This is a genomic window from Rhodobacter calidifons (assembly GCF_011174775.1).
In the GTDB taxonomy this organism is placed as follows: Bacteria; Pseudomonadota; Alphaproteobacteria; order Rhodobacterales; family Rhodobacteraceae; genus Tabrizicola; species Tabrizicola calidifons.
The window spans coordinates 307,692-330,467 of sequence record NZ_JAANHS010000003.1 but is presented as its reverse complement, the minus strand read 5'-3'; the positions used below and the strand labels follow the sequence as shown (position 1 = coordinate 330,467).

Sequence of the window (22,776 nt, the reverse complement as noted above, 5' to 3'; positions counted from 1 at the left end):
GAAAGGCCATTCCCCGGGCGGGGGAGCTGTCCTCGGGGCATCGAACCCCTCGGACAGCGCTGTCTCGGAAGGATGACTGCCGGGGGCGAGAGGTGGAGAGGGCGGATGCCTCCGGCGGGAGTATTTGGGACATGGGCAAGGCATGGGAATGTGGCAGGCAATGCGCCCCGGCGGTCGGCACCTCTTACAGTGCGAAGGGAGAGCTTCCCACGCCGCCGGGACGACTTGCCCACGTGCGGTCATCGGGACTCCTCCCTGTACCGCCTGCGCAGTGCATCAGAGATTGGTTAAGGAAATCCGAATGGCATTTGCTCACGTCGAAAATACTCCCGCCGGAGGCAGCGACATCGGCCTCTGGCGCAGACCTGTCCGACTGTCCCGCGGATGCGCCGTCCGAAGGGCTCGATGCCCTGAGGACGGCTCCCCCTTTCAGGCAGCCTCCAGCCAGGGGCGGAGCAGCGCCATCGGGTGAGAGCGCAGGGTCAGGCGCATGGCGACGTAGTCCTCGACCACCGCCTCGCCCAGGGTCATCTCGCGGAAGGTGATGGCGGGCTCCACGATCCCCTCGCCGTCCAGGTCCCCGGCGAAGAGCGGCAGGGGCCTGCCTTCGGCCAGCGCCTCGGCGGCCCAGAGCGCGTCGCGGCGGGAAAGGCCGAGGGCCGCGAAGGCGTCGGCTTCGGCGAGGCGGGTCAGTGTGGCGGGGCTGACCCCGGCGCGGCGCCAGACGTCTTCGACCGTCTGGTAGCCGTTGCCGCGCGCGCCGGTGATCCAGCGGGCGTCCTCTTCCGCGATGCCCTTGATCTGCCGGAAGCCGAGGCGCAAGGCCAGTTCGGGCGGCTGTCCGGGGCGGTCGAGCCATTCCATCCGGTTGTCCCAGTGGCTGGCGTTGATGCAGGGCGGCAGGACGGTCACGCCGTGTTCGCGCGCATCGCGGACGATCTGGGCCGGGGCGTAGAAGCCCATCGGTTGCGAGTTGAGAAGCGCGCAGGCGAAGATGCCGGGGTGGTGGCGCTTGATCCAGGCGCTGGCATAGACGAGGAGCGCGAAGCTGGCCGCATGGCTTTCGGGGAAGCCGTAGCTGCCGAAGCCTTCGATCTGGGCAAAGCAGCGTTTGGCGAAATCCTCGTCATAGCCGCGGGCCAGCATCCCGCCGATGAAACGGTCGTGGAATTCGCTGACCGATCCGTGTTTCTTGAACGTGGCAAGCGAGCGGCGCAGGCGGTCGGCTTCCTCGGGCGTGAAGCCCGCGCCGACGATGGCGATCTGCATGGCCTGTTCCTGAAAGAGCGGCACGCCGAGGGTTTTCCCCAGCACGCGGCCCAGTTCGTCCGAGGGGAAGCTGACCTGTTCCTGTCCGTTCCGCCGCCGCAGGAAGGGGTGGACCATGTCGCCCTGGATGGGCCCCGGGCGGATGATCGCGACCTGGATCACGAGGTCGTAGAAGCATTTCGGGCGCATCCGGGGCAGGAAGTTCATCTGGGCGCGGGATTCCACCTGAAAGACGCCAAGCGAGTCGGCCCGGCAGAGCATCCGGTAGGTCTCCGGGTCTTCCGGGGGCAGGGTTGCCAGGGTGAAGTGCTGGTGATGGTGTTGCTGGAGGAGGTCGAAGGCCTTGCGGATGCAGGACAGCATCCCGAGCGCCAGGATGTCCACCTTCAGGATCTTCAGCGTGTCGATGTCGTCCTTGTCCCAGGGGATGACGGTGCGGTCCTCCATCGTGGCGTTTTCGACGGGGCAGAGCTCGTCGAGGCGGCCTTCGGTGATGATGAAGCCGCCGACGTGCTGGCTCAGGTGGCGGGGGAAGCCCTGGATTTCGTCGATGAGCTGCATGGTCTGGCGAAGGCGGCGGTCGGCGGGGTCGAGGCCGATTTCCTTCAGCCGCGTTTCGGTCACGGCACCGGGGCCGCCCCAGCCCCAGATCTGGCTGGACATGGCGGCGAGGGTGTCCTCGCTGAGGCCCATGGCGCGGCCGACTTCGCGCACGGCGCGTTTGCCGCGGTAGTGGATCACGGTCGCGCAAAGGCCTGCGCGGTGGCGGCCGTATTTTTCGTAGATGTGCTGGATCACCTCTTCCCGGCGTTCGTGTTCGAAATCGACGTCGATGTCGGGGGGTTCGTTCCGCGCCTCACTGATGAAGCGTTCGAAGACCATGGTGCCGATTTCCGGCGAGACGGAGGTCACGCCCAGCGCATAGCAGACGACGGAATTTGCAGCCGAGCCGCGGCCCTGGCAGAGGATGCCGCGTTTGCGGGCGAAGTCCACGATGTCGTGGACGGTGAGGAAATAGGGTTCGTATTTCAGCTTGGCGATCAGGGCGAGTTCGTGGGCCATCTGGGCGCGGACCCTGTCGGGCGGGCCTTCGGGATAGCGCCAGTTCAGGCCCGCCTCGGCCAGGCGGGCGAGGCGCTGGGCGGCGGTTTCGCCGCCGGTGACTTCGGAGGGGTATTGGTATTGCAGCTCGTCCAGCGAGAAGGCGGCGCGCTGGGCGATCTCTCCGGCGCGGTGGACGGAGGCCTCGTGACCGGCGAAGAGGCGCAGCATTTCGGTGTGTGACCGCAGGCGGCCTTCGTTGTTCGGCAGCGCCCGGCGGCCGAGCCTGTCCACCGGGACGCCCAGGCGGATCGCGGTCAGGACATCGGCGAGGCGGCGGCGTTTGCCGTGGTGCAGGAAGGGCAGGCCGGTGGCCACGGTGGGGATGTTCAGCGTTTCGGCGAGGCGGGTGAGATGCCGGAAGCGGGTCGCGTCCTGGCCGTCGTAGCGCGGGGCCATGGCGAGGGAGACCTGGCCGGGGAAGCGTTGGGCGAGGCTTCGGGCATGGGCCTGCCAGAGTTTCGGGTCGGCGGTGGTGCCGGTTTCGGCCAGCGTCAGGCGCTGGTCGGGGGGGAGGAGGAGCATCTCCATCCCCTCGCCCCAGTCGAGGAGGTCTGTGAGGTGAAGCGTGCAGTCGCCCTTGGCGGCGCGGAGGCGGCCCTGGCTGAGGAGGCGGCAGAGGCGGCCCCAGGCGGCACGGTCGCGGGGAAGGGTCGTGACCTGGACGCCGTCGGTGAGCACGATGCGGGCGGCGGGGATCAGGCGCACCTTGGGACCGCCGTCGCGGGCGAGTTCGCGTGCCCTGGTGTGGGCGCGGACGATGCCTGCGACGGAGTTCACGTCGGCGATGGCGAGGGCGGGCATGTCCATCTCGGCGGCGCGCAGGATCATCTCCTCGGGGTGGGAGGCCCCGGTGAGGAAGGTGAAGTTCGACAGCGCGGAAAGTTCGACGAAGGGCACGGGCGACTCGCATGGCGTGAACAAATGGTGAACATTTTGCCATGGGCGCGCCCGGCTGGCCAGCGGCTTCGCAAGGTGGGGCGGTCTGGAAATTGAGCGCCTTGCGGCGCAAGCCTTTGTCTCGCCTCTGGCGCAGGCGCCAACCGGCTCGGATGGCCTCCGGCGGGGATATTTGGGGACAGATGAAAGCGTAATGGGGTCAGATCAGGCCTTCCTTGCGGAAGAGGGCCTTGAGGTCGGTCTCGGGGCGGGCGCCGAAGTGGCTGATGACCTCGGCGGCGGCGACGCAGCCCATGCGGCCTGCCGTGGCGAGCGACTGGCCGGTGGCGAGGCCGTAGAGGAAACCGGCGGCGAACTGGTCTCCGGCGCCGGTGGCATCCACGGGGACGACGCGGTGGACGGGGACCACGGCCTGTTCCTCGCCGCGCACGACGATCACGTCATGGCCGGAGCGGGTGCAGACCACGAGGCCCGCGTCGGCGGCGGCCTGTTCGAGGGCGGTGGAAAGGTCGGTCTGGTAGAGCGAGCACCATTCGTGTTCGTTGCCGATGACGTAGTCGAGCGACTTGACCAGGCGGCGGAAGTCGCCCCTGTGGCGGTCGACGCAGAAGGGGTCGGAGAGCGCGATGCCGGCCTTGCCTCCGGCCTTGTGGCAAAGCTCCACCGCGCGTTCGAAGGCCTGTTTGCCCTTGGGCTTGTCGTAGAGGTAGCCTTCAAGGAACAGGATCTCGGCATTGCCCGCGACGGAATCGGACACGTCGTCGGGGCCGAGTTCGGAGGAGATGCCGAGGTAGGTGTTCATCGACCGCTCACCGTCCGGCGAGACGAAGATCATCGAGCGCGAGGTGGGGAGTTCGCCGCCGGGGACGGGGGGGTTGACGAAATCGGTGCCTTCCTCGGTCATGCTGCGGGCGTAGAAGCGGCCGAGCGCGTCATCGTGGACGCGGCCGATGAAGGCGGTGGTGAGGCCGAGGTTGCCAAGGCCTGCGAGGGTGTTCGCCACCGACCCGCCGGGGGCCTGCTGGCGGTTCTGCATCGCGCCGTAGAGGAGTTCCCCGCGTTCGCGTTCGACGAGCTGCATGATGCCCTTCTGGATGCCCATCAGGTCCAGGAACGAGTCATCGGCGGTGGAGAAGACATCGACGATGGCATTGCCGATGCCGACGACCTGATAGGATTTCATGCGGTTTTTTCCTCATATAGGCACCAGTCCCGGATCGGGCAGATGCCGCATCTGGGTTTGCGCGCGGTGCAGATATACCGGCCATGCAGGATAAGCCAGTGGTGGGCGTGGGCCTGGTATTCCACCGGCACGTTGTCCTCGATGGCGCGTTCGACGGCGGTCTCGTCGCGGCCGGGGCAGATGCCGGTGCGGTTGCCGACGCGGAAGATGTGGGTGTCGACGGCCTGGGCGGGGTGGTGGAACCACATGTTCAGGACGACATTGGCGGTCTTGCGCCCCACCCCCGGCAGGGTCATCAGCGCCGCGCGGGAGGAGGGGACCTCGCCGCCGAAGGTCTCGATCAGGAGGCGGGAGAGCTTGATGACGTTCCTGGCCTTGTTGCGGTAAAGGCCGATGGTCCTGATGTGTTCGATGAGGCCGTCCTCGCCCAGGGCAAGCATCTTTTCCGGCGTGTCGGCGATCTGGAACAGCCTGCGCGTGGCCTTGTTCACGCCGACATCGGTCGCCTGGGCCGAAAGCGCCACGGCGACGAGAAGGGTGAAGGCGTTGACATGTTCAAGCTCGCTCTTCGGTTCGGGCTCGATCCCGGCGAAGCGGGCGAAGATCTGGCGGAGCGTGGCGTAGGGAAGCTGCGGGGTCATGGGCCCTATGCAGCACGAAAGGCGGGCCACGACAAGCCGCAGGAAACGGGTCGCGGGGCCGGCGGGGTGCGACTAGATTGCCAGGCCAAGGAGAACGCCATGACCGATCAATCCCCGTCCTACCACTATCAGGTGATCGGCCGCGCCTTGCAGGTGATCGACGCGGAAGGCCCCGCGCTGACGCTGGAGGCGCTGGCCCGGCGGATGAACATGAGCCCCGCGCATTTTCAGCGCGTCTTCAGCCAGTGGGTCGGGGTGAGCCCGAAACGGTATCAGCAGTACCTGACTCTGGGCCATGCGCGGCGGCTGCTGGCCGAACGCCACACGCTGCTTGGCACGGCGCTGGAGACGGGGCTGTCGGGCACGGGGCGTTTGCATGACCTGTTCCTGACCTGGGAGGCGATGAGCCCCGGCGACTATGCCAGGGGCGGCGCGGGGCTGACGATCCGCTGGGGCTGGTATGAAAGCCCCTTCGGCCCGGCCCTGGTCATGGCCACCGAGAAGGGCATCTGCGGGATGGGCTTTGCCGATGAGGTGGGAGCCGAGGCGGCGTGGCAGGATCTGGCCCGGCGCTGGCCGAGGGCGGACTACCTGGAGGACCGCGCGGCGATCCTTCCCCTGGTCGAGGCAGCCTTCGGCGGGCGGGCGACGCCCCTGCACCTGATCGGCGCGCCGTTCCAGATCAAGGTGTGGGAGGCGCTGCTGGCGATCCCCACGGGCCATGTCACCACCTATGCCGACATTGCCAGCGCGATCGGCCATCCGCGGGCGCACCGGGCGGTGGGGACGGCGGTGGGGCGGAACCCGATCTCGTTTCTGATCCCGTGCCACAGGGCCTTGCGCCGGGACGGGGGGCTGGGCGGCTATCACTGGGGCCTGCCGCGCAAGCGCGCGATGTTGGCCTGGGAGGCGGCGCGCACAGAGTTGTGAATGCGCGGAACCCTGCCGACGGCGCAGGGAACCGGCAGCCTATCGACGGCGTTGATGTATTGTGGCAGGGGTCTGAGCACAGGCCCACCAATGGGCGCACTTTCGAGGCGAGAGCAAACATGATGATGAAGACCCCCCTGATCCTGGCCGTGGCCGGCGCGTTGACCCTGACCGCCTGCGTCGATCCCAACGCCTATCCCGATGACCCGAACGCCCGCCAGCGCAGCGGCGCGATCATCGGCGGCCTGACCGGCGCCGTGGCGGGTGCGGCGGTGTCCTCGGACAAGGACCGTCTGAAAGGCGCGATCATCGGTGGCGCGCTGGGTGCGGGCACCGGCGCGATCATCGGCGCCGACCTTGACCGGCAGGCGGCCGAACTGCGCGGTTCGCTGAACTCGAACATCTCGGTGACGAACACGGGCGAATACCTGATCGTCAACATGCCGCAGGACCTGCTGTTCGCCGTGGACAGCGCCGCGGTGCGCCCCGACCTGCGCCGCGACCTGAATGCCGTGGCGTCAAGCCTCTTGAAATATCCCAACAGCCGGATCGAGGTGATCGGCCACACCGACAACACCGGCTCGGCCGCCTACAACCAGGACCTGTCGCAGCGTCGCGCGGTCGCCGTGGCCTCGATCCTGCGCGAAAGCGGGGTGCCGGGGAACCGCATCGTGGCCTTCGGCCGGGGCGAGGACCAGCCGATCGCGTCGAACCTGACGCCGCAGGGCCGCGCTCAGAACCGCCGGGTGGAAATCATCATCCGCCCGACGCGCTGATCCGGCGACACCAGTTGCAGCGGGGGCCGGTCAACTCCGGCCCCTTTTTCGTTGTAACGGCGAGAAATCGGTCATATTTCTGGACCAATCATCGGCGTCCGTGATTGGGGCCCCGCCATGCCGTTCCTGAAAGTCGCGCCGGAAAAGCTTTCCAGCGCCGTCGTTCGCCAGATCGAGCAGCTGATCCTGCGCGGGATCCTCCGCCCGGGAGAGCGTCTGCCCTCGGAGCGCGACCTGGCCGAGCGGCTGGGCGTTTCGCGCCCCTCCCTGCGCGATGCCATCGCCGAACTGGCCGAGGCCGGGCTGCTGGTCAGCCGCGCCGGGGCGGGCATCTTCGTCGCCGAAGTGCTGGGCTCGGCCTTTTCGCCGGCGCTGATCCGGCTGTTCTCGACGCATGAGGAGGCGGTGTTCGACTACATCAGCTTCCGGCGGGACATGGAGGGGCTGGCGGCGGAACGCGCGGCGGTCCATGGGTCGGAGACCGACCTGAAGGTCATCGACACGATCTTCGGCAAGATGGAACTGGCGCATCAGAAGCGCGACCCTTCGGACGAGGCGCAGCTGGATGCGGAATTCCACATGGCGATCATCGAGGCCAGCCACAACGTCATCATGCTGCACATGCTGCGGTCGATGTTCGAGCTGTTGCGGCAGGGGGTGTTCTACAACCGGCAGGTCATGTTCAAGAACCGCATGACGCGGGACCAGCTTCTGGACCAGCACCGGGCGATGAACGCGGGCATCCAGGCGCGCGACCCGGTCGCCGCGCGCGCCGCCGTCACGGCGCATCTGGCCTTTGTGGAACAGGCCTTCCACGACCAGATGCGCGCCGAGAAGAACGAAGCCATCGCCCGGCAGCGGCTGGAGCACGAGACCGGGCGCTGAGGTGCCGACGGCTGCCGCATCCGCCAGTGCCGAGTTGCATCGGTACCTGCCCCCGGGCATATAGGGGCCATCCCGAAAAGGAAGCGCCATGCAGTATCTCGACTTCGAAAAGCCGCTTGCCGACATCGAGGGCAAGGCCGAGGAACTTCGCGCCATGGCCCGGACCAACCCCGGCATGGATGTCACGAAAGAGGCCGAGGCGCTGGACCGCAAGGCCGACCAGGCGCTGCGCGATCTCTACAAGACGCTGACGCCCTGGCAGAAATGCCAGGTCGCCCGCCACCCCGAACGGCCGCATTGCCTGGACTATGTCGAGGGGCTGTTCACCGAGTTCACCGCGCTGGCCGGGGACCGGGCCTTTGCCGACGACCATGCCGTGATCGGCGGGCTGGCGCGGTTCAACGACCGGCCGGTCATGGTGATCGGGCACGAGAAGGGCAACGACACCAAGTCGCGCATCCAGCGCAATTTCGGCATGGCACGGCCCGAGGGCTATCGCAAGGCGATCCGGCTGATGGACCTGGCCGACCGTTTCCGCCTGCCCGTCATCACGCTGATCGACACGGCGGGGGCCTATCCCGGCAAGGGCGCCGAAGAGCGCGGTCAGGCCGAGGCCATCGCCCGGTCCACCGAGAAATGCCTGACGATCGGCGTGCCGCTGGTCAGCGTGGTGATCGGCGAAGGCGGATCGGGCGGCGCGGTGGCCTTTGCCACGGCGAACCGGGTCGCGATGCTGGAACATTCGATCTATTCCGTCATCTCGCCCGAGGGCTGCGCCAGCATCCTGTGGAAGGACGCCGAGAAGATGCGCGAGGCGGCCGAGGCGCTGCGGCTGACGGCGCAGGATCTGCAGAAGCTGGGCATCATCGACCGGATCGTGAAAGAGCCCGTCGGCGGGGCGCAGCGCGCGCCGAAAGAGGCGATCGAGGCGGTCGGCAAGGCGATCGAGGCGATGCTGGGCGAGCTGTCCGGCAAGAAGCCCGAGACGCTGGTCCGGGAGCGGCGGCAGAAGTTCCTCGACATGGGGTCGAAGGGTCTGGCGGCGTGAATCCCTGGCTGATTCTGGTCATCGCCGGTGTGCTGGAAATGGGCTGGGCGCTGGGTCTGAAGTTTTCCGACGGGTTCACCCGGCTGGTGCCTTCGGTCGTGACCATCGTGCTGGCCCTGGGGTCGTTCTACCTGCTGTCGGTCGCGATGAAGGCGCTGCCGGTGGGGACGGCCTATGCGGTCTGGGTCGGGATCGGGGCGATCGGGACCGCCGTTGCGGCGGTCTTCCTGTTTCAGGAGCCGGTGAACCTGCTGCGGGTTCTGGGGGTGCTGCTGATCCTCGCCGGCATCGTGGCGCTGAAATTCGCATGATCCGCGGGCTGATTCTCGCGGCGCTTCTGGCGGGGCAGGGCGCGGCGGGGACGCTGGAAGGGCGGCTGGTGACCTTCACGGTCGAGACCTGGGACAACCGCGATACCCCCTATCTGCAAGCGCGCGGGCGGACGGTGATGGTGGGCCAGGGCGTCGAATTCGGGCTGGAGCCCGAGGGGCTGACCGGGGGCCTGGATGTGGTGCCGGTGACGGTCGAGATCCTGCCGGGGCGCATCGAACTGTCCTATCCGCGCGGCAGCGGGCAGTTCTTCGAGGCGGCTTTCAACGGCTATGTGCTGCGCTTCGAGACGGACTGCGCCCTGTTCGAAAGCGTTGCGGTGGATCCCGCAGCAAGCACGATGCCGGTGACGGAGGTCTGGGCCGAGACCGGGGCGCTTTATATCAACGTCTCGGGTCTGGACTTCGGGCCGGACGCGACGCTGGCGCTGGATGTCGAGGTCGCTGACTGTCCGCTGAGCTGAGCCTGTCAGGGCCGGGGCAGGTCTTGCCGCGTTCCGGGCCGGGGGGCCTACGGCGGGTGTCGCGGACCCGGCCGCCTGTGGCGCCTGCCTGTGGCGCCTCCTCGTGCGCCTTCGGCTTCTCGTCGGTTGCCCGCTCTAGCCGCGAAAGCCGGCTTCGGCCATCAGGCGGTTGGACTGCGTTTCGATCTCGGCTTCCAGACGCGCCATGAACTCGGGGATCGGCAGGCCGGGGGCGATGGGGTCGAGGAACTCGACAACCGCCAGCCCGGGTTTGCGGAGGATGCCGCGCCTGGGCCAGAAGATGCCGACGTTGGTTGCCACCGGCACGCAGGGTTGGCCAAGCTGTTGGTAGAGGAGGCCGGTGCCGACCTTGTAGGGTCTGATCGCGCCGGGGGCGACGCGGGTGCCTTGCGGATAGATGATGAGCTGGCCGGGCTCGGCCGCGCCACGCGCGACATCGGCCTTCATCCTGGCGATGGCCGCGCCGCGCTTGCCGCGGTCCACCGGGACGCAGCCGATCCGCAGGGCGTACTGGCCCAGGAAGGGGGCGAACATCAGCTCGCGCTTCATGATGAACTTGGCCGCGGGGACGGCATTGAAGATCAGGATGATGTCGAGAAAGCTCTGATGCTTGGCGGCGATCAGCGCCTCGGTTGTGGGCGGGGTGCCGCGGATCTCGCAGCGCGTGCCGCAGAGGAGGCGGAGCGTGAAGATCACCCAACGGCAGAAGGTCTTGGCCGCGAAGCGCGCGCCCCGGCGCGAGGCGAGCGCGAGGGGGGTGAAGAGCACGCCCATGATCGCCATGGCCAGATACATCTGGACGATGAACACCAGCGACAGAAGCCAGCGGATCGGGGTCATGTCAGCTCTCGCAGTTTCTGGAAGGCGGCGCGGCGGGTGGCGAAGAAGGCCACGATCGCGGCAAGGGGCGGCAGGGCGAGCGGCCAGAGCCAGCCCCAGCCGGTGAAGCCGAGGCCGGTCAGGAAGCCTCCGGCGGCATCGGCGGCGGGCAGGGCCGCGACGCCGATCAGGCCGGCGGCGGCGCCGATGGCCGCCCCGGTCAGGGCGCGCAGGGTGAAGCGGCGGACGAAGGCGCGGGCGATGTAGCTGTCCTTGGCCCCGACCAGGCGGAGGACGTGGATCACCTCGGCATTGGTGGCCAGCGCGGCGCGGGCGGCCAGCGTGATCATCGCGGCCATGGCGCCGCCGATCAGCGCGATCGACAGCACCCCCAGAAGGCGGATGCGTGCCGCGGCTTCGGCCAGCGGGCGGCGCCAGCGGGTGTGGTCGTCCAGAAGCGCGCCCGGGGCCTCGGCGGCAAGGCGTTGTCGCAGGCCTTCGGAATCATAGGGCGGGTCGGCCTCGACCACCTGGATCAGGCGGGGGATCGGCAGCGCCTCGACCGGCAGGCCGGGGCCGAACCAGGGTTCCAGCAGCGCGCGCGTCTCGGCATCGTCCAGCGCGCGGAAGCTGGCGATGCCGGGCGTCGTGGCCAGGGTGGCAAGGATCGCGTCGGTCTGGATCTGGACCTGTTCGGCCGGGGCGGACAGGCGGATGGTGGCGGTCCTGGCCAGCGCCTCGGACCAGCGGTTCGCCAGGCGGCCCGAGGCCAGCGACAGGGCCAGCGCGAAGACGCAGAGGAAGGTCATCGCGCCGGCGGTGAAGGTCGTCAGCCAGGCGGTCGGGCCGGAGGGCGGGACGACCTGAAGCGCGCGGGTGGCGGGCGAGGCGGGCTTGGCGGCGGGCAGTTTCACAGGTCGGCCCCCGCAAGCTGGACCCGATGCGACCGGATGCGCAGCACGCGGGCCGGGATCTGCGCCTTGGCCTGGCGGATCAGGTTCAGGTCGTGGGTGGCGACGAGGATCGTCTTGCCCATCTTGTTCAGTTCCACCAGCAGCGTCAGGATGCGCAGCGACATCTCCCAGTCCACGTTGCCGGTGGGCTCGTCCGCGAGGATCACGTCGGGATCGACGATGACGGCGCGGGCAAGTGCCGCGCGCTGGCGTTCGCCGCCCGACAGCTGCGGGGGAAGGGCGTCGGCGAGGTGCTTCAGACCGACCCAGCCGAGCAGATCTTCCATGTCCTGGGGGCTGCTTTCGCGGTCCGAGACGGTGAAGGGCAGCGCCATGTTGGCGGCCAGCGTCATGTGGTCGAGGAACTTGCAGTCCTGATGCACGATGCCGATGCGGCGGCGGGTGCGCGCCACGTCGTCGCGCGACAGCCTGGTCACGTCATTGTCGAACAGCATGACCCGGCCCGAGGTGGGGCGCAGCTCGGCATAGGCCAGCTTGAGGAAGGTGGATTTGCCCGCGCCGGAGGGCCCGGTCAGAAAGTGGAACGACCCCGGCGCCAGCTTGAGCGAGACATCCGTCAGAAGCTCGCCCCCGCCATAGCTGTAGGCCACGTTCTCGAAGCTGATCACGGTCATCCCCTGGTTTCGGCTTCGGGCCGCCGACCCCTGCGGCGCCGAAGTGACTGCGCTTTCCATCGCACAGGGGGAAACGATTGCACAAGAGCGCGCGACAAAGCCTTGGAACGACAGGAATTAAGGATTACAACTTTTGGTGGCGACCGGAAAAACAGGCGTTGAGGGGACAGGAATGCGGTTGGTTTGCCCGAACTGCGAGGCCAAGTACGAGGTGCCCGAAGACGCGATTCCGGAAACGGGACGCGACGTGCAATGCGCCAACTGCGGGCATGCCTGGTATCAGATGCGGCCGCGCGCGGCAGTGGCCGAGCCGGCTGCGGCACCCCCTGCCGCAGCCCCGGTGCCTGCGGCGCCCGCGCCTGCCGAGCCCGTTGCCGCGCCTGAACCCGAACCCGCGGCCGAGCCGGCGCCCGCCCCGGTGGCCGCTGCATCCGCGGCAGAGGCCCTTGCGCCGGTGGTGTCGGAGCCTGAGCCGGGGCCGGCGGTCCCGGCGGGCCGCGAAGAGGCTGTCCGGCCTGCAAATACCGTCCCTGCGCCCGACTTGCCCGCGCCCGACTTGTCAGAGGCGGTGGCCCCGGCCGCTGCGCCCGTGCCCCATGCCGCGCCTGTCCCGGAGCCTTCGGTCGAGACCATCGAACCGGCGGCAGCGGTCCGGCCCCCCGAGGCCCCTGCGACCGGCGCGGGTGTGGCCGAAGCAGGGGATGACGCGGAAACCCCGGAACCCGAAGTGCCTCAGGCGGCGCCTGCGGCTTATGCGGTGGATGAATCCGTCCTGGCCATCCTGCGAGAAGAGGCCGAGCGCGAAGCCCAGGCCCGTCGCGCTGAAGCCGCCGCTCCGCTGGAAATGCAGCCCGATCTCGGCATCGACGCGGCCGTGCCGGCAGCGCGCGTGGCCGCCGCGCCCCCCGCCGCGCCCCCTGCCGCGCCTTCCGCTGCGCCCGTCCTTCCGCCCGAGACGGCCGATGAGGCCGCCGACCGCGCTGCGGGTCGCCGCACGCGGTTGCCGGATGTCGAGGAGATCAACTCGACCCTGCGGCCCAGCGAGGCGCCGGTCGATGACATCCCGGAGCCCGCCGCCCTTCCCGAAGCCGAAGGCCGCAGCAGTTTCCGCAGCGGTTTCCTGCTGGTGCTGACCGTCGCGATCCTGGCCTCGGCGCTTTACATCAGCGCCGATGCGCTGGCCCGGGCGGTGCCGTCGCTGGCCGGGGTGCTGGAGTCCTATGTCGCGTTCATCAACAGTCTGCGGTTGCAGATGGACGGGCTGATGCAAAGCGCGACGGTCGCCATCAACGGCACGGGCGGCTGAGGTCCAATTCGGCTTGCCCCCGCGCGGGCGGGCCTTTATCCCTTGCGGCCAGCCGAAAGCCCGGAGGAGCCGCCATGACCAAAGCCCGTTTCGACAAGTCGAAGCTTCCCAGCCGCCATGTGACCGAAGGCCCGGCGCGCGCTCCGCACCGCAGCTATTTCTACGCCATGGGGATCACCGAGGAGGAGATCCATCAGCCCTGGGTGGGCGTGGCGACCTGCTGGAACGAGGCGGCGCCTTGCAACATCGCGCTGAACCGTCAGGCACAGGTGGTCAAGCAGGGCGTGAAGAAGGGCGGCGGCACCCCTCGCGAATTCACCACGATCACCGTGACCGACGGCATCGCCATGGGGCATGAGGGGATGCGCTCCTCGCTGGCCAGCCGCGACGCCATCGCCGACACAGTGGAACTGACGATGCGCGGGCATTGCTATGACGCGCTTGTGGGGCTGGCGGGCTGCGACAAGAGCCTGCCGGGGATGATGATGGCGATGGTGCGGCTGAACGTGCCCTCGGTCTTCATCTATGGCGGGTCGATCCTGCCCGGCCGCTATCAGGGCCAGGACATCACCGTGCAGGACATGTTCGAGGCGGTGGGCAAGCACCAAGCCGGGAACCTGTCGGATGCGGAACTGGAGATCATGGAGCGGGTGGCCTGCCCGTCCTCGGGCGCCTGCGGGGCGCAGTATACCGCGAACACGATGGCCTGCGTGTCCGAGGCGATTGGCCTCGCGCTGCTGAATTCGTCCTCCGCCCCGGCGCCCTACGAATCCCGCGACCAGTTCTGCGAGGCCTCGGGCGTGGCGGTGATGAACCTGATCGAGAAGAACATCCGCGCGCGGGACATCGTGACGCGGAAGTCGCTTGAAAACGCCGCCCGGGTCGTCGGCTGCACCGGCGGCTCGACCAATGCCGCGCTGCACCTGCCGGCCATCGCGCATGAGGCGGGAATCGACTTCGACCTCTTCGACGTGGCGGCCTGCATGAAGGACACGCCCTATTTCGTCGATCTGCGGCCGGGCGGGAAATATGTGGCCAAGGACCTGCACGAGGTCGGCGGCGTGGCCGTGGTGATGAAGGAGTTGGCGAAGGCGGGCCTGCTGCATCTGGACTGCATCACCGCCTCGGGCAAGACGCTGGGCGAAAGCCTTGAGGAGATCCGCGGCGAGGCCGACGGGCGGGTGATCTACCACATCGAAAGCCCCATCACGAAAACCGGCGGTGTGGTCAGCCTGAAGGGCAACCTCGCGCCCGACGGGGCCATCGTGAAGGTCGCGGGCATGACCGAGGCCGAGCAGGTCTTCACCGGACCGGCGCGGGTGTTCGAATGCGAAGAGGATGCCTTCGAGGCGGTCAAGAAGCGGGAATACAAGGAAGGCGAGGTCATCGTCATCCGCAACGAGGGCCCGGCGGGCGGTCCGGGGATGCGCGAGATGCTGGCGACCACGGCGGCGCTGTCGGGTCAGGGCATGGGCAAGAAGGTGGCGCTGATCACCGACGGCCGCTTCTCGGGCGCGACGCGGGGCTTCTGCGTGGGCCATGTCGGCCCCGAGGCCGCGCATGGCGGGCCGATCGCGCTTGTGAAGAACGGCGACATCATCACGCTGAACGCGCTGACCGGGGAACTGTCGGTGGCCCTGTCCGACGAGGAACTGGCGAAGCGCCGCGCCGAATGGAAGGGGCCGCGCAAGACGGCCTATACCAGCGGAGCGGTGCACAAGTTCGCCAGGCTCTGCGGTGGCGCGCGCTGGGGGGCGGTCACGCATCCCGGCGCGAAGGGCGAAAGCCACGTCTACATGGACCAGTAGGGCGTCATGGCCGGCTGGATCGCGCGCCGTATCGAGGGCTGGCACCAGCGGCGGACCGAAGCGCGCTGGGCGCGCCTTGCCGAGGCGGCGCCCGACCTGGACAGCGTGGAGCTGCGCGCGCTGCGCAACGAGGCGCGGGCGATGCGGCGGCAGCTGGACCGGGTGATCCAGGTCTCCGAGGCGCGGCTGGCGGTTCCTCCGCTTGGCGCGGGTCTGCCGCAGATGCCGCTTGGCACCGACTGGAGCTGGCGCCCCGATGCCTGGCGCGGGCCCTTGTCTGACAGCGGGGCCGTCGCCGCGGGCGCACGCACGGCGCTGGGCGAGGGCGTCGCGCTGTATCATGACTGCCCGCTGGGCGAAGTGGCCGTCCGGCAGGTCCGCAACCAGGCGCCCGAGGACCGGGCGCCTTTCGGCCTTGTCGTGGATGTGTTCGGGTTTCGCGGCAGTTTCCTGTCGCTGGCGCTGAACCTGCCGGAGGCGGCCATCGCGGGCCTGCGGTCGCGGCATCTGGTGCGGGCCGAGCTGGTCATGGACTGCGACCGGCCGGTCAAGGCCTTCGCGCGGCTGAACGTCAAGCACGGGCCCAACCTGGCCCAGCCGGTCAGCGCCCTGCCCGAGGCAGGCCGCGACAGGCTGGCCGAATTCGATCTGGCCTATGCCGACCTGAACGACCGCCGGATCGAGCGGGCTTGGCTGGACCTGATCTTCAACGATCCGGCGATGACCCGGATCGCGATCCGCGATGTGGTGGTCAGCCGCCGCCCACGGGCGGAGCTGTAGATGGCGATGAAACTGGAACGGGGCCGGATCTCTGGCGGGGTCTGGGAAGCGGTGCTGACCGGGGTCGAGGCCGCCCCTCCGGTCGAGGTGCGGCACGGCGGACAGGTGGTCGAGGGCGTGACGGCAAGCCCCGCTCCGGGGCAGCCGGGGGCCTTCGTGATCCGGGTGCCGATCCCGACCCGGGCGCTGAACGATGGGGTGCAGACCTTCCTGGTGCTGTCGGGCGCGGCGACCCTTGGCAGTTTCACCCTGATTGCCGGTGTGGTGCCGGAAGCGGACATCCGGGCCGAGCTGGACCTGTTGCGCGCCGAACTGGACCTGCTGAAACGCGCCTTCCAGCGCCACGCGCGCGAAACCGGCTGACGCAGCGTCGTTCGGCTTCGTCTCCTCCTCGTAAGGTTGCCCTGCAAGGATCGACGAAGCCGACAACGCGCCGCCGCCTAAAGCTGCGCGAGCAGGTATTCGCCGGCCGAGATCTCGCAACCGGTGCCCGGTTCCGGATTGAACTTCGTCACCACCCCGTCCTCGACCAGGGCCGAATAGCGCCTCGACCGGGCGAAGAACCCCAGCTGCGGCACGTCGAAGGTCATGCCGATGGCGCGGGTGAAGCTGGCATCGGCATCGGCAAGCATGGTGATCCCGGCGGCGGTGGCGCCGGTCGCCTCGCCCCAGGCCTTCATCACGAAGGGATCGTTGACCGCGATGCAGATGATCTCGTCCACGCCCTTCGCGGCAAAGCCGCTGGCGGTGCGGATGAAGCTTGGGACATGCGCGGTGGAGCAGGTGCCGGTATAGGCGCCGGGCAGGCCGAAGATCACCACCTTGCGGCCCCTGAGCCGGTCGGCCAGGCTGACAGTCTCGGCCCCGTTGTCCCCCATCCGCAGCAGCGCGGCATCGGGAAGTCGCATCCCTTCGGCAATCGTCATGTCCGGCAATCCTTTCCGTTCTGGTGCGTTGCACCTGTTGCGGCTTGGGTTATAGGGTCCGGCGTGGAACATGCCAGAGGGAGGCCGGCAGATGCGGGTGGTGATCGTGGGCGCGGGGCAGGCCGGCGCGTCGCTGGCGGCGAAGCTGCGGGCGCTGGGGCATGACGGCGAGATCGTCCTTCTGGGCGATGAACCCGCGCCCCCCTACCAGCGCCCGCCCCTGTCGAAGGCCTATCTTCTGGGCGAGATGGAGGCCGACCGGCTCTGGCTGCGTGCGCCCGAGTTCTGGGCCGAGAACCGGATCGAGCTGCGCCTTGGCCAGCCGGTCACATCCATCGACCGGGCCGCCCGGACGGTGACGGTCGGCGGTGCGGCGCTGGCCTATGACCATCTGGCGCTGACCACCGGATCCAGCCCGCGGCGCCTGCCGGCAGCGATCGGCGGGGCGCTGGACGGGGTCTTCACCGTGCGCACGCTGGCTGATGTCGATGCGATGCGGGCCGAGTTCCGCCCCGGCCGCCGCGTCATCATCGTCGGCGGCGGCTATATCGGGCTGGAAGCGGCCGCGGTGGCGGCGAAGCTGGGCCTTGACGTCACCGTGCTGGAAATGGCGCCGCGCATCCTGCAACGGGTGGCCGCGCCCGAGACCTCGGGTTTCGTGCGGGACATGCATGAGGCGCATGGGGTCAAGGTGCTGGAAGCCACGGCTCTGGACCGGCTGGAGGGCGACCGTCGTGTCAAGGGCGCGGTCCTGAAGGACGGGCGGGTGCTTCCGGCGGATTTCGTGATCGTGGGGGTCGGGATCACGCCGAACAGCCAGCTGGCCGAGGCGGCAGGGCTGGCGATCGACAACGGCATCGCGACGGACGAGATGGGGCGGACCTCGGACCCGTTCATCTGGGCGGCGGGGGATTGCGCGTCCTTCCCCTGGCAGGGCGGGCGGATCCGGCTGGAATCGGTCGGCAATGCCATTGACCAGGCCGAGGCGGTGGCGGCGAACATCCTTGGCGCGGCGGCACCCTATGCGGCGAAGCCGTGGTTCTGGTCGGATCAGTATGATCTGAAGCTTCAGATTGCCGGGCTGAACACGGGCTATGACCGGATCGTCACCCGCAAGGGCGAGGGCGAGGCGGTGAGCTTCTGGTACTACCGGGGTGGCGAGTTGCTTGCGGTGGATGCGATGAACGACAGCCGGGCCTACATGGTCGGCAAGCGGCTGATCGAGACGGGCAAGTCGCCGGCGCCGGAAATCATAGCCGGGACCGGGGACCTGAAGACCTTGCTCAAGGCATGAGGATCATCGGCGGCGCGCGCCGGGGCCTGAAGCTGGCCGATGTGGGCGAGGGCGATGCGGCGGCGCATCTGCGCCCCACCTCGGACCGGGTGCGCGAGGCGATCTTCAACCTGCTCGTCAACGGCGGCCACGGCAATCCGGTGGCGGGGGCGCGGGTGCTGGACCTGTTTGCCGGGACCGGGGCTCTGGGGCTCGAGGCGCTCAGCCGGGGGGCGGTGGCGGTGACCTTTGTGGATGACGGGGCGAAGGCGCTGGCGCTGATCCGGGCCAATGTCGCGAAGATGAAGGCCGAGGGCGAGACGCGGGTGCTGCGGCAGGACGCGCGGCGGCTGGGCGCGAACCCGGGTGCGGCCCATGATCTGGTGTTCCTGGACCCGCCCTATGGCAAGGACCTGGGCGCGGCGGCGCTGGCGGCGGCGCTGGGCGGCGGCTGGCTGGCGCCCGGTGCGATGGTGGTCTGGGAGGAGGGCGCGCCTCCCGCCGTGCCGGAGGGGTTCGCGCTTGCCGACCGGCGCAAGTATGGCGACACGATCGTGACCTTGCTGAGAGCCCCGGGATGACGCGACCGCAAGCCGTGCTGTTCGACTGCGACGGGGTGGTCGTCGACAGCGAGGGGATGACCTTCGACCTGTTCCTGAAGGACCTGGCCGCGCATGGGCTGCCGCTGACGCCCGAGGCCTTCGAGGCGGATTTCGTCGGCGGCACGGTCGAGATGGTGGCCCGGCGCGCGCGGGCGGCCGGGGCCGACCTGCCCGAGGACTGGGTGGCCCGGTTCTACGACCGGATGTATGCGATGATGGCCGCCGGGGTGCCGCTGATCCCCGGCGTGGTGGCGCTGCTGGACCGGCTGGAGGCAGCCGGAGTGCCCTGTGCGGTGGGCTCGAACGGGTCGATGCGCAAGATGCGGATCACGCTGGGCCAGCACGGGCTGACGGGCCGGTTCCGCGCGGTGCTGTCGGGGCAGGAGATCGGGGCGCCGAAACCTGCGCCCGATGTCTATCTGCGCGCGGCGGCGGCCTGCGGGGCGGACCCCAAGGCCTGCGTGGTGATCGAGGACAGCGCCTCGGGCGCGCAGGCCGGGCTGGCGGCGGGGATGCGGGTGCTGGGCTATGCGGGCCATGGGCCGGACACGGTGACGGCACGGCAGCTGACGGCGCTGGGCGTGCCGCTGTTTCACCGGATGGCGGACCTGCCGGACTTGCTGGGCCTTTGAACGACGCCTCCTTGTGCGCCTTCGGCTTCTCGTCGGCAGGCAGCGACGGCAGGCAGCGACGAGGGGGGAAGTCACCGAGGAGCGGTGCGGTCAGAGCCGGCGGCGGGCGCGCAGGGCGGCGCCGATGGTGCCGTCGTCGAGATAGTCCAGTTCCCCGCCGATGGGCACGCCCTGGGCCAGGGTGGTGATCTGCGCCCCGGTCCCGGCCAGGGCGTCGGCGATGTAATGCGCGGTGGTCTGGCCATCGACGGTGGCGTTCAGCGCCAGGATCACCTCGCGGATACCCTCGTCCGCCACCCGGGCGACGAGGCGCGGGATGCCAAGGTCCTCCGGCCCCACCGCGTCCAGCGCCGAAAGCGTGCCGCCCAGAACGTGATAGCGCCCGCGAAAGACCTTGCCGCGTTCCATCGCCCAGAGATCGGCCACATCCTCGACCACGCAGATCTCGCCGGTCGCCCGCGCCGGATCGGCGCAGATCGGGCAGATCTCGGCGGTGGAGATGTTGCCGCAGATCCGGCAGTCCTTGGCCGCCAGCGCCACCTCGGCCAGCGCCTGGGCCAGGGGGGCCATCAGCTGCGCGCGCTTCTTCAGCAGGACCAGCACCGCCCGCCGCGCCGACCGGGGGCCGAGACCCGGCAACCGGGCCATCAGCGCGATCAGCGCCTCGATGCCGGTTTCGTCGGCCATGTCCTAGAAGGGCAGTTTCATGCCCGGCGGCATGCCCATGATCTCGGCCAGCTTGTTCATCTCCTGGTCGTTGCGGGCGCGGGCGCGTTCCTGCACGTCGCGGATCGCGGCGAGGATCAGGTCCTCGACCATCTCCTTCTCCGACGCCACCAGGATCGAGGGGTCGATGTCGAGCCCCGTCACCTCGCCCTTCGCGGTGGCGCGCGCCTTGACCAGCCCGGCCCCGGCCTCGCCGGTGACGATGGTGCGGGAAAGCTCTTCCTGCACCTCGGCCAGCTTCGTCTGCATTTCCTGCGCGGCCTTCATCATCTTGGCCATGTCGCCAAGCCCGCCCAATGCGCCCAGACCCTTCAGCATGTCAGTCTCCTGTTGTTTCCTTCGAGATACGGGTCCGGGTCGTCCAACGCAAGGTCAGGGTATCGCGCGGAACAGCATTCGGCGGGGTCTGAAGCCGTTCGCGCGGAAAAACGCATGCGCATCGGCGTTGGCGTCCCAGGTGTCGAGCAGGATCTCCTCGGCCCTCAGGTCGCGGGCCAGCCGGCGGGCCGCCGCCAGAAGCGCGCGGCCCTGGCCCTGACGCCGCGCCTCGGGTGCGACCGCGATCTGATCGACCATCAGGCGGCGATAGCCGGGCGAAAGGACCGAAGGCTCGCGCGTCTGAAGCGTGCAGAGCGCATAGCCGGTCGCCGGGTCGCCGGCCAGGAAAGCGGTGCAGGCCGGGTCGGTCAGCCGGTCGGCGAACCAGGCGGTAAGGGCGGCAGGATCGGGGTCGGGAAAGAAGGCTTCGGGGTAATGCGCGGCGTGCCAGGCCTGGACATGGACATTCAGCCGCGCGATCAGGGCCGCATCGTCCCGTGTCGCCTGCCGGATCATTCCTCGAACGGATCCCAGTCGTCGTCCGTTTCGGCTTCGGCCAGCGGCAGGGCGGCTTCGGCGGCGGCGGCCGTCAGCGTCTCGGGCGCGCGGACCTCGGCGATCCGCGCGCCGGGGAAGGCCGCGAAGATGGCCTGCACCAGAGGGTTGCCTTCGGCCTCGGCCCGGACCTCGGCCAGTTCCCGGTCGCGCTGTTCGGCGATCGTCGGCGCGCCGCCCGCGGCCACGACCGAGACGCCCCAGCGCGCGCCGGTCCAGGCTTGCAGGCGCTGGCTCAGCCGGGCGGCAAGGTCGGGTTTCGCGCCGGGGGCGGGTTCGAACTCGATCCGTCCGGGGGCATAGTGGACAAGGCGGAGGCCGGTCTCGACCTCGTTCAGCAGCAGGATGTCCCGTTTCTGCCGGATCAGTTCGACGACGGCCTCGAAGCTGGCGTAGACCTGCACCTGGGCTTCGGCCAGCAGCGGAGCGGCGGCGGTCATGGTCGGGCCATGGTAGGGCGCCGCCTGCGCCGGGGTCAGGCGCGGCGCATGGACCGACCCGCCCCCGTTGCCGATCCCCGTGCCGCCGCCCGCCGGTGCGCCTCCGGGCAGGGGCGAGGGACGCGGGCTGTCCTGAAGCTTGCGCACCAGGGTCTCCGGGTCGGGCAGGTCGGCGACATGGGTCAGCCGGATCACCGCCATCTCGGCGGCCATCATCGCATTCGGAGCCAGCGCCACCTCTTCGATCGCCTTCAGCAGCATCTGCCACATCCGCGTCAGCGCCCGCATCGGCAGGCGGCCGGCCATGTCCAGCCCGCGCGCCTGTTCGTCCGGCGGAGTGGTCGGATCCTCGGCCGAGGCCGGGTTGATCTTGATGACGGAAATCCAGTGCGTGATCTCGGCCAGGTCGCGCAAGACGGCCATGGGATCGGCGCCATCGGCATATTGCGCGGACAGTTCGGCCAGCGCGGCGGCCGCGTCGCCCCGCATGATCAGATCGAACAGGTCCAGCGTCCGGCCGCGGTCGGCCAGCCCCAGCATGGCGCGCACCTGTTCGCCGGTGGTTTCCCCCGCACCATGGGCGATGGCCTGATCCATCAGGCTCATCGCGTCGCGGACCGAGCCTTCGGCGGCGCGGGTGATCAGCGCCAGCGCCTCTGGCGCCAGCTTCGCACCTTCAAGTTCGGCCACCTTCGCCAGATGGGCCATCATCACCTCGGGCTCGATGCGTTTCAAGTCGAACCGCTGGCAGCGCGACAGGACGGTGACCGGGACCTTGCGGATCTCGGTGGTGGCGAAGATGAACTTCACATGGGCCGGGGGTTCCTCCAGCGTCTTCAGCAGCGCGTTGAAGGCCGCGGTGGACAGCATGTGGACTTCGTCGATGATATAGACCTTGAACCGCGCCGAAGCGGCCCGGTAATGGACCGAGTCGATGATCTCGCGGATGTCGCCGACCCCGGTGCGGGAGGCCGCGTCCATCTCCAGCACATCGACATGACGGCCCTCGGCGATGGCGCGGCAGGGTTCGCACTGGCCGCAGGGTTCCGTGGTGGGGCCGCCGGTGCCGTCGGGTCCGATGCAGTTCAGCCCCTTGGCGATGATGCGGGCGGTGGTGGTCTTGCCGACCCCCCGCACGCCGGTCATCACGAAGGCATGCGCGATCCGGTCGGCGGCGAAGGCGTTCTTCAGGGTGCGGACCATCGCCTCCTGCCCGATCAGGTCGGCAAAGGTGGCGGGTCGATACTTGCGGGCAAGGACCTGGTAGGACGGCTGATCGGACATGGACCCCTCGTGACGTCAGGGGGCAGATTAGGCGGCGGCGGGCGGAAGGTCCACCTTCAAGGCGGGTTCCCGGCGGGGCCGCAAGGTCGCGCCGACAGTCTGCGCAAAAGATCCGGTGGCGGCGGCCGAAGGACGGGATGCGGCCGATGCCGGCCAGCCCGGAACCAGCACG

At 69.2% G+C, this 22,776-nt stretch carries 24 protein-coding genes; 13 read left to right on the top strand and 11 right to left on the bottom strand.

Going from position 1 to position 22,776, the window contains the following annotated elements:
• Positions 1-429: 429 nt before the first annotated feature.
• The 3 genes from G8O29_RS06495 to nth form a co-directional block, all read right to left on the bottom strand.
• Positions 430-3,270 carry an error-prone DNA polymerase gene (locus G8O29_RS06495; protein ID WP_166402415.1) on the bottom strand — a complete coding sequence of 947 codons (2,841 nt, stop codon included), beginning with the start codon at positions 3,268-3,270 and terminating at the stop codon, positions 430-432.
• Between the two features lie 199 nt (positions 3,271-3,469).
• Positions 3,470-4,453, bottom strand: a complete 984-nt coding sequence (locus G8O29_RS06490) for an adenosine kinase (protein ID WP_166402414.1) — start codon at positions 4,451-4,453, stop codon at positions 3,470-3,472.
• Positions 4,450-5,094 (bottom strand): endonuclease III, encoded by a 645-nt coding sequence (gene nth / locus G8O29_RS06485; protein WP_166402413.1) that lies wholly within the window; start codon positions 5,092-5,094, stop codon positions 4,450-4,452. The genes G8O29_RS06490 and nth overlap by 4 nt, the downstream gene beginning before the upstream one ends.
• A gap of 99 nt (positions 5,095-5,193) precedes the next feature.
• On the opposite strand from nth, the gene G8O29_RS06480 reads away from it, so the two are divergent.
• The 6 genes from G8O29_RS06480 to G8O29_RS06455 all read left to right on the top strand — a co-directional run bounded on the left by G8O29_RS06480 (position 5,194) and on the right by G8O29_RS06455 (position 9,526).
• Positions 5,194-6,024, top strand: coding sequence for a methylated-DNA--[protein]-cysteine S-methyltransferase (locus tag G8O29_RS06480; RefSeq protein ID WP_166402412.1), 831 nt, complete (start codon positions 5,194-5,196; stop codon positions 6,022-6,024).
• Positions 6,025-6,143: 119 nt separating this feature from the next.
• Positions 6,144-6,800, top strand: a complete 657-nt coding sequence (locus G8O29_RS06475; RefSeq protein ID WP_166402411.1) for a YiaD family glycine zipper/OmpA-like lipoprotein — start codon at positions 6,144-6,146, stop codon at positions 6,798-6,800.
• A 117-nt stretch (positions 6,801-6,917) separates the two neighbouring features.
• Positions 6,918-7,685 (top strand): FCD domain-containing protein, encoded by a 768-nt coding sequence (locus tag G8O29_RS06470; RefSeq protein WP_166402410.1) that lies wholly within the window; start codon positions 6,918-6,920, stop codon positions 7,683-7,685.
• Between the two features lie 88 nt (positions 7,686-7,773).
• Complete coding sequence (locus G8O29_RS06465; RefSeq protein WP_166402409.1) at positions 7,774-8,733, top strand: acetyl-CoA carboxylase carboxyltransferase subunit alpha; 960 nt, start codon at positions 7,774-7,776, stop codon at positions 8,731-8,733.
• On the top strand, positions 8,730-9,044 hold the full coding sequence (locus tag G8O29_RS06460) for a DMT family transporter (RefSeq protein WP_166402408.1): 315 nt from the start codon (positions 8,730-8,732) through the stop codon (positions 9,042-9,044). The genes G8O29_RS06465 and G8O29_RS06460 overlap by 4 nt, the downstream gene beginning before the upstream one ends.
• On the top strand, positions 9,041-9,526 hold the full coding sequence (locus tag G8O29_RS06455) for a hypothetical protein (protein ID WP_166402407.1): 486 nt from the start codon (positions 9,041-9,043) through the stop codon (positions 9,524-9,526). The genes G8O29_RS06460 and G8O29_RS06455 overlap by 4 nt, the downstream gene beginning before the upstream one ends.
• 135 nt (positions 9,527-9,661) lie before the next feature.
• Here the strand turns inward: G8O29_RS06455 and G8O29_RS06450 are convergent, their stop codons facing one another.
• Genes G8O29_RS06450 through G8O29_RS06440 form a run of 3 tightly spaced genes read right to left on the bottom strand, consistent with a single transcriptional unit; the run spans position 9,662 to position 11,948 of the window.
• Positions 9,662-10,387, bottom strand: coding sequence for a lysophospholipid acyltransferase family protein (locus G8O29_RS06450; RefSeq protein ID WP_166402406.1), 726 nt, complete (start codon positions 10,385-10,387; stop codon positions 9,662-9,664).
• The gene (locus G8O29_RS06445; RefSeq protein WP_166402405.1) at positions 10,384-11,280 is read right to left on the bottom strand and encodes a cell division protein FtsX; all 897 of its coding nucleotides are present in this window, start codon (positions 11,278-11,280) and stop codon (positions 10,384-10,386) included. The genes G8O29_RS06450 and G8O29_RS06445 overlap by 4 nt, the downstream gene beginning before the upstream one ends.
• Positions 11,277-11,948, bottom strand: a complete 672-nt coding sequence (locus G8O29_RS06440; protein WP_166402458.1) for a cell division ATP-binding protein FtsE — start codon at positions 11,946-11,948, stop codon at positions 11,277-11,279. Before G8O29_RS06440 ends, G8O29_RS06445 begins: the two co-directional genes overlap by 4 nt.
• A gap of 178 nt (positions 11,949-12,126) precedes the next feature.
• On the opposite strand from G8O29_RS06440, the gene G8O29_RS06435 reads away from it, so the two are divergent.
• The 4 genes from G8O29_RS06435 (at position 12,127) to G8O29_RS06420 (ending at position 16,211) form a co-directional block, all read left to right on the top strand.
• Positions 12,127-13,260, top strand: coding sequence for a zinc-ribbon domain-containing protein (locus tag G8O29_RS06435; RefSeq protein ID WP_166402404.1), 1,134 nt, complete (start codon positions 12,127-12,129; stop codon positions 13,258-13,260).
• Positions 13,261-13,334: 74 nt separating this feature from the next.
• A complete protein-coding gene (gene ilvD / locus G8O29_RS06430) occupies positions 13,335-15,068 on the top strand; it encodes a dihydroxy-acid dehydratase (protein WP_166402403.1) in 1,734 nt (577 codons plus the stop codon).
• A gap of 6 nt (positions 15,069-15,074) precedes the next feature.
• Positions 15,075-15,848 (top strand): DUF6478 family protein, encoded by a 774-nt coding sequence (locus G8O29_RS06425; RefSeq protein ID WP_166402402.1) that lies wholly within the window; start codon positions 15,075-15,077, stop codon positions 15,846-15,848.
• On the top strand, positions 15,849-16,211 hold the full coding sequence (locus G8O29_RS06420) for a hypothetical protein (RefSeq protein ID WP_166402401.1): 363 nt from the start codon (positions 15,849-15,851) through the stop codon (positions 16,209-16,211).
• A gap of 77 nt (positions 16,212-16,288) precedes the next feature.
• On the opposite strand, the gene G8O29_RS06415 is transcribed toward G8O29_RS06420, so the two are convergent.
• Complete coding sequence (locus G8O29_RS06415) at positions 16,289-16,774, bottom strand: peroxiredoxin (protein ID WP_166402400.1); 486 nt, start codon at positions 16,772-16,774, stop codon at positions 16,289-16,291.
• Between the two features lie 91 nt (positions 16,775-16,865).
• Here G8O29_RS06415 and G8O29_RS06410 point away from each other — a divergent pair, with 91 nt between their 5' ends.
• From G8O29_RS06410 to G8O29_RS06400, 3 genes are read left to right on the top strand one after another with little or no spacing between them, the layout of a single operon-like run.
• A complete protein-coding gene (locus G8O29_RS06410) occupies positions 16,866-18,068 on the top strand; it encodes an NAD(P)/FAD-dependent oxidoreductase (RefSeq protein WP_166402399.1) in 1,203 nt (400 codons plus the stop codon).
• Complete coding sequence (rsmD, locus tag G8O29_RS06405) at positions 18,065-18,628, top strand: 16S rRNA (guanine(966)-N(2))-methyltransferase RsmD (protein ID WP_166402398.1); 564 nt, start codon at positions 18,065-18,067, stop codon at positions 18,626-18,628. Before G8O29_RS06410 ends, rsmD begins: the two co-directional genes overlap by 4 nt.
• A complete protein-coding gene (locus G8O29_RS06400) occupies positions 18,625-19,281 on the top strand; it encodes an HAD family hydrolase (RefSeq protein WP_166402397.1) in 657 nt (218 codons plus the stop codon). Before rsmD ends, G8O29_RS06400 begins: the two co-directional genes overlap by 4 nt.
• 90 nt (positions 19,282-19,371) lie before the next feature.
• Here the strand turns inward: G8O29_RS06400 and recR are convergent, their stop codons facing one another.
• Genes recR through G8O29_RS06380 form a run of 4 tightly spaced genes read right to left on the bottom strand, consistent with a single transcriptional unit; the run spans position 19,372 to position 22,604 of the window.
• Positions 19,372-19,968 (bottom strand): recombination mediator RecR, encoded by a 597-nt coding sequence (gene recR, locus G8O29_RS06395; RefSeq protein WP_166402396.1) that lies wholly within the window; start codon positions 19,966-19,968, stop codon positions 19,372-19,374.
• A 3-nt stretch (positions 19,969-19,971) separates the two neighbouring features.
• Positions 19,972-20,325, bottom strand: a complete 354-nt coding sequence (locus G8O29_RS06390; protein WP_166402395.1) for a YbaB/EbfC family nucleoid-associated protein — start codon at positions 20,323-20,325, stop codon at positions 19,972-19,974.
• A gap of 54 nt (positions 20,326-20,379) precedes the next feature.
• Complete coding sequence (locus tag G8O29_RS06385) at positions 20,380-20,841, bottom strand: GNAT family N-acetyltransferase (RefSeq protein ID WP_166402394.1); 462 nt, start codon at positions 20,839-20,841, stop codon at positions 20,380-20,382.
• Positions 20,838-22,604, bottom strand: a complete 1,767-nt coding sequence (locus G8O29_RS06380) for a DNA polymerase III subunit gamma/tau (RefSeq protein ID WP_166402393.1) — start codon at positions 22,602-22,604, stop codon at positions 20,838-20,840. Before G8O29_RS06380 ends, G8O29_RS06385 begins: the two co-directional genes overlap by 4 nt.
• Positions 22,605-22,776: the final 172 nt, after the last annotated feature.

Excerpts from the sequence above, each read along its gene's own strand:
- G8O29_RS06490 (WP_166402414.1), bottom strand. The coding sequence starts at position 4,453 with ATGAAATCCTATCAGGTCGTCGGCATCGGCAATGCCATCGTCGATGTC.
- nth (WP_166402413.1), bottom strand. The coding sequence starts at position 5,094 with ATGACCCCGCAGCTTCCCTACGCCACGCTCCGCCAGATCTTCGCCCGC.
- G8O29_RS06480 (WP_166402412.1), top strand. The coding sequence starts at position 5,194 with ATGACCGATCAATCCCCGTCCTACCACTATCAGGTGATCGGCCGCGCC.
- G8O29_RS06475 (WP_166402411.1), top strand. The coding sequence starts at position 6,144 with ATGATGATGAAGACCCCCCTGATCCTGGCCGTGGCCGGCGCGTTGACC.
- G8O29_RS06470 (WP_166402410.1), top strand. The coding sequence starts at position 6,918 with ATGCCGTTCCTGAAAGTCGCGCCGGAAAAGCTTTCCAGCGCCGTCGTT.
- G8O29_RS06465 (WP_166402409.1), top strand. The coding sequence starts at position 7,774 with ATGCAGTATCTCGACTTCGAAAAGCCGCTTGCCGACATCGAGGGCAAG.
- G8O29_RS06455 (WP_166402407.1), top strand. The coding sequence starts at position 9,041 with ATGATCCGCGGGCTGATTCTCGCGGCGCTTCTGGCGGGGCAGGGCGCG.
- G8O29_RS06450 (WP_166402406.1), bottom strand. The coding sequence starts at position 10,387 with ATGACCCCGATCCGCTGGCTTCTGTCGCTGGTGTTCATCGTCCAGATG.
- G8O29_RS06435 (WP_166402404.1), top strand. The coding sequence starts at position 12,127 with ATGCGGTTGGTTTGCCCGAACTGCGAGGCCAAGTACGAGGTGCCCGAA.
- ilvD (WP_166402403.1), top strand. The coding sequence starts at position 13,335 with ATGACCAAAGCCCGTTTCGACAAGTCGAAGCTTCCCAGCCGCCATGTG.
- G8O29_RS06425 (WP_166402402.1), top strand. The coding sequence starts at position 15,075 with ATGGCCGGCTGGATCGCGCGCCGTATCGAGGGCTGGCACCAGCGGCGG.
- G8O29_RS06420 (WP_166402401.1), top strand. The coding sequence starts at position 15,849 with ATGGCGATGAAACTGGAACGGGGCCGGATCTCTGGCGGGGTCTGGGAA.
- G8O29_RS06415 (WP_166402400.1), bottom strand. The coding sequence starts at position 16,774 with ATGACGATTGCCGAAGGGATGCGACTTCCCGATGCCGCGCTGCTGCGG.
- G8O29_RS06410 (WP_166402399.1), top strand. The coding sequence starts at position 16,866 with ATGCGGGTGGTGATCGTGGGCGCGGGGCAGGCCGGCGCGTCGCTGGCG.
- rsmD (WP_166402398.1), top strand. The coding sequence starts at position 18,065 with ATGAGGATCATCGGCGGCGCGCGCCGGGGCCTGAAGCTGGCCGATGTG.
- G8O29_RS06400 (WP_166402397.1), top strand. The coding sequence starts at position 18,625 with ATGACGCGACCGCAAGCCGTGCTGTTCGACTGCGACGGGGTGGTCGTC.
- recR (WP_166402396.1), bottom strand. The coding sequence starts at position 19,968 with ATGGCCGACGAAACCGGCATCGAGGCGCTGATCGCGCTGATGGCCCGG.
- G8O29_RS06390 (WP_166402395.1), bottom strand. The coding sequence starts at position 20,325 with ATGCTGAAGGGTCTGGGCGCATTGGGCGGGCTTGGCGACATGGCCAAG.
- G8O29_RS06385 (WP_166402394.1), bottom strand. The coding sequence starts at position 20,841 with ATGATCCGGCAGGCGACACGGGACGATGCGGCCCTGATCGCGCGGCTG.
- G8O29_RS06380 (WP_166402393.1), bottom strand. The coding sequence starts at position 22,604 with ATGTCCGATCAGCCGTCCTACCAGGTCCTTGCCCGCAAGTATCGACCC.